Here is a 10,823-nt window from a genome sequence, read left to right on the forward strand (position 1 = left end):
CTCGCGCTGCGTTCGCCCGCCGATCCTGTTCGGCGACGTCTCGCGACCCAAGCCGATGACCGTCGAGTGGTGGCGCTACGCCCAGAGCCTGACCGACAAGCCGATGAAGGGCATGCTAACCGGCCCGGTGACGATCCTCAATTGGTCGTTCGTCCGCGACGATCAGCCCCGCGAGGCATCGTGCCGCCAGATCGCGCTGGCGATCCGCGACGAGGTGGTCGACCTGGAGAAAGCGGGCGCCAAGGCGATCCAGATCGACGAGGCGGCATTGCGCGAAGGCTTGCCGCTGCGCCGGCGCGACTGGCAGCCCTATCTCGACTGGGCGGTAGACTGCTTCCGCCTGTCCGCCGCCGGGGTCGCCGACGCGACGCAGATCCACACCCATATGTGCTATTCGGAGTTCAACGACATCCTGCCGTCGATCGGCGCGATGGACACCGACGTCATCTCGATCGAGACCGCGCGATCACAGATGGAGTTGCTCGAAGGCTTCGCGCGCTATCGCTATCCGAGCGCGATCGGACCGGGGGTCTATGACATCCACGCCCCGCGCGTGCCGACGGTCGACGAAATGGTCGCGCTGATGCGGCTAGCGCAGGATCACCTCCGCCCCGAACAATTGTGGGTGAATCCCGATTGCGGGCTGAAGACGCGCAAATGGGAGGAAGTGAAGCCGGCGATCGAAGCGATGGTCGCCGCCGCTCATGCATTGCGCGTCCGCGCGGTGGAGCCGGCCTGATGTCGGGTGTCGTCCGCCTCATCGACATGGTGTTCCCGGGCGACACCAACCATCACGGCACGCTGTTCGGCGGGGTGGCGCTCGCGCACATGGACAAGGTGGCGTTCCTCGCCGCCTCGCGCCATGGCCGAGCGCCCTTCGTCACCGCCGCTTCCGAACGGATCGACTTCGCCGCGCCGGCGCTGAAGGGCGAGCTGATCGAGGCGACGGGGCGGATCACCCGCGCCGGCACGCGATCGGTCGATGTCGAGATCGAGCTGACCGCCGAGGCGCTACTGAGCGGCGAACGACGGCTGTGCACGCGCGGGCTGTTCACCCTGGTCGCGGCCAAGGGACCCGACACGCGCCTGCCGCTGCCGCCGCTCGACCGCATGGCGGCCGAACCGGAGGATGACCGGCTGCACATGGCCGATATGGTGTTCCCGCCGCAGACCAATCACTATGGCACCTTGTTCGGTGGCGATGCGCTGAGGATGCTGGGCAAGGCCGCCTTCATCGCCTCGAGCCGGCACGCCCGCGCGGTGATGGTGATGGCGGCCTCCGACCGGATCGACTTCCGCTCGCCGGTGCGCGAAGGCGAGATGGTCGAGTTGATCGCGCGGGTGATGATGAGCGGCCGGAGTTCGGTCCGCGTCGGGGTCGAATTATGGGCCGAAAACCTGCTGAGCGGCGATCGCCGCCGCGCCGCGACCGCCGAGTTCGTGATGGTTGCGGTGGATCCTGCCGGACGCCCCGCACCGATCGACTGACAAGCTTGCCTCCGCGCCCTGGAATCGCTATGAGCCCGCCCGTCCGGCGAGCAGGTTCTCGCGGAGGAAGGCGCGGAGGTACCCTCTGGCGCCCTTTTCGCATTTTAGCGTTGAGCCCATCCTCCGCAGCGTCTGCCCTACGGATGCCGCGTCGGCGTTCGGCCGCCGTGGCGTTTTGGCCAAGACCACCGGAGACAACCGGTTGGCCGGAAACAGTTGATTAGGAATAATATTTTTATGGCCACTACGGCAAACCCGACACGCGACGATTTCGCGAAACTGCTCGAACTGACCCTCGGCGACGCCGACGGCTTCGAGGGCCGCGTGGTGCACGGCACCGTCACCGGCATCGAGAACGACATGGCCGTCATCGACGTCGGTCTGAAGAGCGAAGGCCGCGTGCCGCTGCGTGAATTCGCCGCGCCGGGCCAGAAGGCCGACCTGAAGGTCGGCGACGAAGTCGAAGTGTTCGTCGACCGCGTCGAGAATGCCAATGGCGAAGCGATGCTGTCGCGCGACCGCGCACGCCGCGAAGCCGCCTGGGACAAGCTCGAAGCAGAATTCGTTCAGTCGGCCCGCGTCGAGGGCGTCATCTTCGGCCGCGTCAAGGGTGGCTTCACCGTCGACCTCGACGGCGCCGTGGCGTTCCTGCCCGGCTCGCAGGTCGATATCCGCCCGGTCCGCGACGTCCAGCCGCTGATGGACATTCCGCAGCCCTTCCAGATCCTCAAGATGGACCGCAAGCGCGGCAACATCGTCGTGTCGCGTCGCGCGGTCCTTGAGGAAACCCGCGCCGAGCAGCGTTCGGGCCTCATCCAGAGCCTGGCCGAGGGTCAGATCATCGACGGCGTGGTTAAGAACATCACCGATTACGGTGCGTTCGTCGACCTGGGCGGCATTGACGGCCTGCTGCACGTCACCGACCTCAGCTACAAGCGCGTCCAGCACCCGAGCGAGGTCCTGAACATCGGCGATACCGTCAAGGTTCAGATCATCCGCATCAACAAGGACACGCAGCGCATCTCGCTCGGCATGAAGCAGCTCGAGAGCGATCCGTGGGATGGCGCCGCCGCCAAATACCATGTCGGTGCCAAGATGACCGGCCGCGTGACCAACATCACCGAGTACGGCGCGTTCGTCGAGCTGGAAGCTGGCATCGAAGGCCTGGTCCACGTCTCCGAGATGAGCTGGACCAAGAAGAACGTCCATCCGGGCAAGATCGTCTCGACCAGCCAGGAAGTCGATGTCGTCGTGCTCGAGGTCGACGAGGACAAGCGTCGCATCTCGCTGGGTCTCAAGCAGGCCCAGGCCAATCCGTGGGAAGCGTTCGCCGCTGCTCACCCGGTCGGCTCGACGGTCGAAGGCGAAGTCAAGAACGCGACCGAATTCGGCCTGTTCATCGGTCTCGACAACGATGTCGACGGCATGGTCCACATGTCGGACATCGCCTGGGGCATTTCGGGCGAAGACGCGCTCAACCTGCACCGCAAGGGTGAGATGGTGACCGCGATCGTGCTCGACATCGATGCCGAGAAGGAGCGCATCTCGCTCGGCATGAAGCAGCTCGAGCGTGGTGGCCCGTCGGCCGCCGTGGTGTCGGGTGCCGGCGACAAGCTCAACAAGAACTCGGTCGTCACCGTGATCGTGCTCGAAGTCCGCGATGCGGGCCTCGAGGTTCAGGTTGGCGACGATGGCGCCACCGGCTTCATCAAGCGCACCGATCTCGGCCGCGACCGCGACGAGCAGCGTCCGGAGCGTTTCCAGGTCGGCCAGAAGTTCGACGCCATGGTCACCGGCTTCGATCGCTCGAAAAAGCCCACCTTCTCGGTCAAGGCGATGCAGATCGCCGAAGAGAAGCAGGCCGTCGCCCAATATGGTTCGTCCGATTCGGGCGCGTCGCTTGGCGACATCCTGGGCGAAGCGCTCAAGGCCCGCGACACCAAGAAGTAAGGCTCAAATTGGGTAGCGTCCTGAAGACGCTACCCAATTTGTTACACTTTCACTGTCGAATCGGTCCTATTGCGTTCGACGGTTTTTCTTTATGATAAGCATCGGTGGGGGCCCTTTTTCCGCGAGGGGGAAATTCTCGGAAAAACGGGTAGTCGATGGAGAAGACCGGGACGTGCCTCGGTGGTCCTTCGACTCTGGGGAGACCGTGTTCGTATGATTCGTTCGGAACTGATTCAGAAGCTTGCAGAAGCCAATCCAGATCTTGCGCTCCGCGATGTCGAAGCGATCGTGACAACGTTCTTCGATGAGATTTCGCGGCGTTTGGCGGCCGATGGCCGCGTCGAACTGAGGGGCTTCGGCGCTTTTTCAACGCGTGCGCGCGGCGCGCGCACTGGTCGCAACCCGCGGACGGGCGAAGTAGTGGAAGTCGACGCCAAGCGCGTCCCCTATTTCAAGCCGGGCAAGGAAATGCGCGTCCGGCTCAACGTTTCCTGAGCCAAGGCGTCCTGGTTCAAGCGACGCGAAGCGCAGCTTGAACCAGGACTCACCGAAGGCTGGCCGGCAGGCGTACAACGCCTGACCGACGTCACGCGATTTACGCGCGTGAAGGCCCTTCTCGTTCAACTCCCGGCTTGACCAAGCCGCGCGCCTGCGCGACCTGTGCCGACACGCGGACGTGGCGAAATTGGTAGACGCACGGGACTTAAAATCCCTCGCCCTATGGGTGTGCGGGTTCGAGTCCCGCCGTCCGCACCAGATAACGGCGCTCGAATGAAAGCACCGACCGAGCCAAAGCCGGAGCCGGGGACGCGTCCTCGGAATGATTACGGAACTGGGCTGATGGTGGTCACAGCGCATCGAGCGAGGCACGACCATCGCAAAGCCAACCGATTCACGGTATGTCGCTCACATGTCGTCCGCGACCCCGCCTTCCATCAATGATTTCCTCGATCGGCTCTATGTACTGCAACGGGATGCGTCTGAGCAGGCCAGAGACGAAGCGAAGGCCATAACGGCCCGCAACGCCGCGCGCGGCCTGCTGAGGTCCGGCCCAACCCTCAAAGCGTTGACCGGTATGATCGAGCAGCAATTCGAGACGACGCTCGATGAAATGTTGGCATCCTTGCGCCAAGTGCGATCCTTAGAAGGACGGGAATACCAAACCTTCCGAGATCAGACCTTTCTGCGCGCGCGTGACCTCATAGCCATGTTGATCGGCGCCGCCGACTTGGAAAAGTGGCACGGCATGATCGGGCGCGGTGCTGCTACCAATGTTATCGAAAAGCGGCTTGAAAGGTTATACCCGCATCTCGACTATCGGATGCAGCAGTTCGACGTTGGCTTAGATCGGGCAGCGCGGGCCGGAGGGAACGCAGTGACCAATAATGTGGTGAGAGCGCACATCATAAGCGGCGTCGTTCAACAAGGAGGTGATGGCGCGACCCAGACCGCTTGGGCAGACCTCGACCTAGGCAAGATCGCAGACGCGACAGCGGCCCTGAAGGCCGAAATAGCGCAAGCCGGCGACGAGCAGTCCGATGACCTGCGGCAAATCGCTTCCGATGTTGCGACTATTGAAGCGCAAATAGCCGCCCCGAAGCCGCGCACATCCGCGGTGCGCGAAGCGGGCGCGAGTATTCGGCACGTCGCCGAGCAAGCGATTGGCGGCGCACTGTCTCCCGGCATCATTACCGCCGCCCTCGCGCTCGGCGCCCTAACGGGCTGACGAGGCGCACTGCACCGAGGGGCGCGGCTAGTCGCCCCGCCACAGCACACCACCAGTTGTACGATTCTGATTGCGGTGACGGGTGCAAAAATACCCCAATTATAATTTAGGGATTTGTGCACCCGTCACGGTAATTAGGCCGAGGCTAATTTGGATAATGTTCGTTGATCGCTTTAGTGGCCGCATTCAACTCGCGATCCGTAATTTCGAGATTCTTGCGTATCTCTTCAACGAGTGCCTTGTTGCCCGTTCGGCCGGCCATCTCAAATAGCCGATGCTGGCGCTCCGATCTCTCGGCGGCCGCTATCCAATCTTGAAACAAGCTTGCATCCAAGATCGCCATGCCAGTCTTCCTAAGCAAAGTTGAGGGTTATCCGATAATGGTCAAAGAGATCGCGGCAAGTTCCCGGCTCGATCAGCAAATTGGGGTCATCTTCGCGGGCGAACAGCCGAAGCAGGTCCTTGATGCGCTGTCTATCGTCTGCCTCGACCTTATAGGCCGTGCTAATGATCGTGCTTGCCATCCTGTCTCCGTAAGGGACAAGCAGATTGACGTTTTGTTCCAAGAATCCGAAGCCAAGAAATAGGATGCTGTCGGCCGTGCTGACTCCCTCTTGTATCCTGCTACTGACCTGACTTCTGACGCTCTCTGTGAAGGTGCGCAAGTTCGAGCCGATCTTCCACCAGTCCACCTCATCATTTGTGCCATAGGGTAAGGTATTGGGACTGCCGTATCCTCGCCAGGGGAGGGTACCTAGCGAGCCGTAGGGATGAATAAACTGCGCCCTCTCGAGCACACCGGCGGCAGTCTCGTCATCTATATCGAAATACTCCTGCACCGCCATGAACAGAAATTGCTCAAGGCAACGATCGTAATTGAAAATGATGAATCGCACATTGTCGAAGAGGCTGTCGAGGTCGACAATTTGAACGCCGTTGAACAGGTGTTGGGCCAGCGGAAGATACCAGCTGGCTTTTACAGCCTCCGTGTTCGTGGTGGGCGCTGCAACTTTTCGGCGCCGACTCTCCGTCGGCATGATCCAAGACGAAGGTTCGAAGAGACCCGAACCAGCCTCGGCCCGAATAATGCAGATCGCGATTGCTGCTTTCGCAAGGCTAACTAAAATCTCGTTGCCCTGATGCGTGTGCAAGTAGTTGTCGATTGACGCACCCAAGTTCAGCCCGCGACAGATGCTGCCGGCCGCTGAGGCGACTTCGTCCATCGCCACGCTACCGATATAGGCATCATGTCCCAAGTGCCTTCGGATAGCCGCGGCCACGGTGGGATCCGCGAAGCCGAGGTCGTCCTTACGATCGTCGAAGTGCAGGGCTTTAACGATCTGCTCTTTAAGGCCGTCACCCACGGGGAAGCCTAGCTCTTGCGAGGCCCCAGCGCCCACGACCATAGTTGTCGTCCTGCGAAACAATCGAGTCTCCGTCTGTTTTCGTCGAGCCAGGAATGATGCTCAGCAATAAATCGAGTTTAGGAATCGTCTACCGCACAATGGTCATGCTGATTCCGACGTTTGATTGAAGTTACGGTGACGGGGTGCAACGACACCCAATTAAAGGGGATTTAGAGACTTATGCGCGCGTCACCGCAACCCGAAGCCCCTCAGCGCGACGTTTGGCCGTTTCCGGGCCCGCGCGGCTTGACAGATGGCTCCGCTATCGCTGCGTGCGCCGTCGCCGGATATCGCGATTCGGGCCAAGTATGGATTACGGTGGCGGGTGCATACGCCAGCCGCGTCTTTGGCTTGCGATTGAGCGCGAAAAGCGGGACACTGGAACAAAACAAGCCCAATCGGGGAAGTCCGTGCCCACTGTATTCTTTTCCTACTCGCACAAGGATGAAGCGCTTCGCGATCAGCTGGAGGTCCAACTGACCATGCTGAAGCGAAGGCCTCATTGAAACATGGCATGACCGACGCATTGGCGCAGGCCAGGAATTTGGTGGGGAGATTGACCGCCATATGGAGCAGGACGACATCATCCTGCTTCTCGTCAGCCCGGACTTCTTGGCGTCGGATTATTGCTACGAGCGTGAAATGCAGCGCGCGCTCGCGCGCCACGAAACGGGAACAGCCGTTGTCATTCCAGTGATCTTGCGGCCCTGCGACTGGCATCACGCGCCGTTCGGCAAGCTGCTGGCTACCCCGACCGATGGTCGTCCGATTAACCAGTGGGCGGACCGGGATCAGGCCATGCTTGAGGTCGCGCGCGCGGTGCGCGCGGCCGCGGCGCAGCTGGGTAGCAAGGAGAGTGCTAATGCGCCGAAACCCGCCGCCAGCGTTTCGGTGGCACCCGTGGCCAATCGGAGGCCCCCGCTCAAGCAACTTGCGCGTGGCCAAACAGTTCTCGGACCGCGACCGCGACGCCTACCGTGTCGAAACCTTCGACTACATTGCCCACTATTTTGAAAACTCGATCGCCGAGCTCGACCAGCGTAATCCCGGCATTCAGGGTCAGTTTCGGCGCATCGATGCCAACCGCTTCACCGCCACAGCCTACCGGCACGGCCAGAGCGTTGCACGTTGTTCCGTCTTCATGGGTGGCACCTCGTTCAGCAGCGGCATCGCTTACTCCAATTCCGACGATGGTGGGTCGAACAGTTTCAACGAGAACCTGACGGTCCAGTCCGACGACCAGTCGATGTACCTGAAGAGCATGGGAATGGCCTCCTACATGCGGCAGCGCGACGAGAAGCTGACGCAAGAAGGCGCTGCCGAACTCTTCTGGGAGATGTTTATCGCTCCCCTCCAACGCGGATAGGGTCAGCAGCTATGTTGTCTCCAAGCGAGTTTATCGCTGGTACCATCGAGGGAATTACGGCCCCCGCGCTCATCCTGCCACGCACCAGCTACGAGACGGCCGCGCTGGTCATGAAACTCGATGACCGGCTAGTCGGCATCGAGTTGCAGCGCGAGGAATACCTTTTCCACGCGTGGACGGCGGACCGCGCAGAGGACTGGTCGGGCGTGATCGTGCCCGATGTTCGCATTGAGGTCGACGAGACGAGTGCGTTCAACCCGCAGGAAGAGAACGTGTTAGGCGCCGCCATCCGCAAAGAGAACCAGCTCGCCATTCTCACGCTCCACTCCGCCAATCGCGGCTTCCAGACACGATTCCTTGTGCCTGTCGTGAGCGACCTGCCAGCCTGCGCGAAGCGCTATTCGGTCGGGTTTCGGCGCTGGCAGATCGTGCTTGGCGAAGGCCTCGACAAACGGGTGCTCAAAGAAGTCGAGGCCGCAGCGCGGCAATAGTTACTGGCCGTCGAACAGACCCGCCGGCTGCGCCTGGGCGCTGTGCGCTCAATGTCACTCGCGACCTGGTCCGGCACGAGCGGATCGCCGCCAAACCAGTACCCACTTTTCCGCGCGATGCGCTAAATATCGCTATTTTACCGCTTCCGCCGCGCTGCTTACCATGATTCCGCCATGGGGTGCGTTCACGAACACGACGCCGAACGTCTTCATGTCGCCGGCGACGATGTTGACGAGATCCATCCTGCGGCCGTCATTGGTGATTTCGGTCCAGGATCGGCCCTCGTCCTCGGACATCCAGAGTCCGCTTACGCCATTGATCTTCCCCGCAACGTAGACCGTCGGGTAGCCGCCAGGCACCCGCGGCGCACCGAAGCTGACGGCCCAGGCCGCGTCGACATGGTCGATCTGTTTGGCGGCATGTTTGGAATCCGGCGAGTGGAACAAGCCGTTAGGTGCGGCCAGCCACAAGTCGCGCGGGATGGTCGGCACAACTTCCAGCTTCGCCCGTTGCCACGAGGCGACCTCCGGGAATCCGGGCACGATCGGCGTGAAATTGGCTCCGCCATCAGCACTGGCCAGGATGCTGCCGGTGGGATCGAAGATATAAAAGACGCCGTCGAACCGTTTGTCGGCGACAGGGCGGAAATTACGATCCTTGAGGTCGGGTATGCCACGCGATTTCGTCCAGCTCTTGCCGCCGTCCTTCGAATAATAAGGCGCGCCGGTACCCGCCGCCCAGACCAACGACGTGGCACCCGCCGACACCGCGATGCGTCCCGGATCAACCCAGCCCGCCTTCGGATAGTCCGGCATTTCGAAGATCGAATTCGGCAGCTCGGCCCAGCTCATCCCGCCGTCATTGGAGACGAAGCCCTTGTGCTTGGCCGAGTCCGACGTGCGAACGACATAGAGCGGCTTCGACCCGGCATAATCGATGCCGGGGACGTTCCCCCGGGCCGGACGGAACAAGCCTTCGTCCGGCGGAAGCATCAGGTCGAAATAGGCTCCGCCGGCATTGTCGCCCATCCCCAGCAACAATTTGGCGCCTTGTGGCGGGACGGCAATTTCGAGCGGTGCCGATTCCTCCAATTCATCGTCGGGGAATACGACATTCAACGCCTTGCCGGAGCCGGCATCGCCGAGATTGGTGATCACCCAGGCGCCCTGATCCTGGTAAATCAGCTCGTTCTTGTTGAACGGGTTGATCTTGACGTCCGACATCCAGCCGCCGAACCAGCCGTTGCCATGCCAATCCCTGGTCCAGGAATAATCGCCCTCGGACCACTTGGCCTGTTGGTGAAGCCCCGTCCAGGTTTTGCCGGAATCTCGAGAAAGGTAAATTTCGCCGCCTGGCCACCAGCGGTCGAGCGTGGTGACGGCGAGCGTCCCGTCCGGCCCGACATCGACACCGGAATAGCCGAACTTGGCGCCGTTCGCCGGCTTTTCGGGCGTGATTTCGAGCCAATTCCCCGCCAAATCGCGGCGCCATAGTCCGCCTATGGTTGCACCGGCCGGATTGACGTCGCCTTCCTTGTCGCCCCGCGCATAGGTCACGAACAATGTGCCGTCAGGTCCCTGGGCAATGCGTTGCGGGATCATGTCCGGGGTCGAGGGGACGGGAGAGAACGTCTTGCCGTCGTCCTTGCTGGCGAACAGCTGGCCCTGGCCGTCGACGCCGCCCAGGTACAGAACGTGGCCGCGCGGATCGTAGAACAATAACGAGATGGAGCTCACCGGCGCCGCGATGCGCGCGAAATTAGCCCCGCCATCGCTGCTCTTCCACAGGCCGTCGCGGTTGCTGCCGTAATAGATCACCTTGCCGTTGGCGGGATCGACGACCAGCCGCTCGCCCGTGCCCCGCCCATCGGCGTTCCCGCCGACCCCGATCGAGAGATCGAATTTCTGCCAGGTCCGGCCCTGATCGTTCGAGCGCAGGATCGCGCCCTTTCGCGCCCATTGGGAGATGTACAGGCCACACGCCGCATAGAGTTTTTGCGGGTCGTTGGGATCGATGGCCATGGCCAGCACGCCCATCAGGTCCGCGTCGCTACGGCTGAGATCGTCGAGCAATGGAATCCATTTCTGGGCCGTGTAATCGTAGCGGTACAGTCCGCCGACGTCCGTGCGCGCGTACAGGATCTTCGGGCTTTTGGGATGATACAGGAATGCCGGAATGTATCCGCCCCCGCCCCAGGGTACCGTTTTCCAGGTAAAGGCCTGCGCCGCGTCTCTAGGCGCCGCCACGAGCTGTGCCGGAGCGACGAGCGCCGCGCCGCACAGAACCGCAACGAGAATCGGTTTGAACAAGCCTCTCATCCCCCGCCCATCCCAAATTTATCGGCCCCGCGCGGCAAGCGCTCGAGCCGGTGTGTCGCCATCATTATGGCTTGTTC

The 10,823-nt window shown here is 61.8% G+C and carries 10 protein-coding genes, 1 tRNA gene and 1 pseudogene; 9 read left to right on the forward strand and 3 right to left on the reverse strand.

Annotated features, from left to right (window positions below; translation table 11 throughout):
• The 6 genes and pseudogenes from SAS01S_RS20030 to SAS01S_RS20055 form a co-directional block, all read left to right on the forward strand.
• Nucleotides 1-739 (forward strand): annotated as a pseudogene (locus SAS01S_RS20030) (5-methyltetrahydropteroyltriglutamate--homocysteine S-methyltransferase); the annotation flags it as partial.
• Nucleotides 739-1,488: an acyl-CoA thioesterase gene (locus tag SAS01S_RS20035; RefSeq protein ID WP_066812706.1), complete on the forward strand. Its 750-nt coding sequence runs from the start codon at nt 739-741 to the stop codon at nt 1,486-1,488. The pseudogene SAS01S_RS20030 and the gene SAS01S_RS20035, both read left to right, overlap by 1 nt.
• Before the next feature lie 237 nt (nt 1,489-1,725).
• Nucleotides 1,726-3,438, forward strand: a complete 1,713-nt coding sequence (gene rpsA / locus SAS01S_RS20040; protein ID WP_066812708.1) for a 30S ribosomal protein S1 — start codon at nt 1,726-1,728, stop codon at nt 3,436-3,438.
• Nucleotides 3,439-3,651: 213 nt separating this feature from the next.
• A complete protein-coding gene (gene ihfB / locus SAS01S_RS20045) occupies nt 3,652-3,933 on the forward strand; it encodes an integration host factor subunit beta (protein ID WP_066812710.1) in 282 nt (93 codons plus the stop codon).
• A gap of 175 nt (nt 3,934-4,108) precedes the next feature.
• Nucleotides 4,109-4,194: transfer RNA gene (locus SAS01S_RS20050), tRNA-Leu, on the forward strand.
• Between the two features lie 154 nt (nt 4,195-4,348).
• Nucleotides 4,349-5,164 (forward strand): hypothetical protein, encoded by an 816-nt coding sequence (locus SAS01S_RS20055; protein ID WP_066812712.1) that lies wholly within the window; start codon nt 4,349-4,351, stop codon nt 5,162-5,164.
• Nucleotides 5,165-5,309: 145 nt separating this feature from the next.
• Here SAS01S_RS20055 and SAS01S_RS20060 read toward each other — a convergent pair whose 3' ends face one another.
• Both SAS01S_RS20060 and SAS01S_RS20065 read right to left on the reverse strand, forming a co-directional pair.
• Nucleotides 5,310-5,507: a hypothetical protein gene (locus SAS01S_RS20060; RefSeq protein WP_066812718.1), complete on the reverse strand. Its 198-nt coding sequence runs from the start codon at nt 5,505-5,507 to the stop codon at nt 5,310-5,312.
• A gap of 10 nt (nt 5,508-5,517) precedes the next feature.
• Nucleotides 5,518-6,528, reverse strand: a complete 1,011-nt coding sequence (locus SAS01S_RS20065; protein ID WP_157082925.1) for a hypothetical protein — start codon at nt 6,526-6,528, stop codon at nt 5,518-5,520.
• 597 nt (nt 6,529-7,125) lie between these two features.
• Between SAS01S_RS20065 and SAS01S_RS23375 the strand changes: the two genes are divergently transcribed.
• The 3 genes from SAS01S_RS23375 to SAS01S_RS20075 are packed head-to-tail and all read left to right on the forward strand — an operon-like array spanning nt 7,126 to nt 8,427.
• Entirely contained in the window at nt 7,126-7,584 is a 459-nt protein-coding gene (locus SAS01S_RS23375; protein WP_369405764.1) for a toll/interleukin-1 receptor domain-containing protein, read from the forward strand.
• The gene (locus tag SAS01S_RS23090) at nt 7,508-7,936 is read left to right on the forward strand and encodes a hypothetical protein (protein WP_218016343.1); all 429 of its coding nucleotides are present in this window, start codon (nt 7,508-7,510) and stop codon (nt 7,934-7,936) included. Before SAS01S_RS23375 ends, SAS01S_RS23090 begins: the two co-directional genes overlap by 77 nt.
• Before the next feature lie 11 nt (nt 7,937-7,947).
• Entirely contained in the window at nt 7,948-8,427 is a 480-nt protein-coding gene (locus tag SAS01S_RS20075) for a hypothetical protein (RefSeq protein ID WP_066812723.1), read from the forward strand.
• A 132-nt stretch (nt 8,428-8,559) separates the two neighbouring features.
• Here SAS01S_RS20075 and SAS01S_RS20080 read toward each other — a convergent pair whose 3' ends face one another.
• Entirely contained in the window at nt 8,560-10,737 is a 2,178-nt protein-coding gene (locus SAS01S_RS20080; protein WP_169804991.1) for a sialidase family protein, read from the reverse strand.
• Nucleotides 10,738-10,823: the final 86 nt, after the last annotated feature.

It is taken from the genome of Sphingomonas asaccharolytica NBRC 15499 (genome assembly GCF_001598355.1).
Taxonomy (GTDB): Bacteria; Pseudomonadota; Alphaproteobacteria; order Sphingomonadales; family Sphingomonadaceae; genus Sphingomonas; species Sphingomonas asaccharolytica.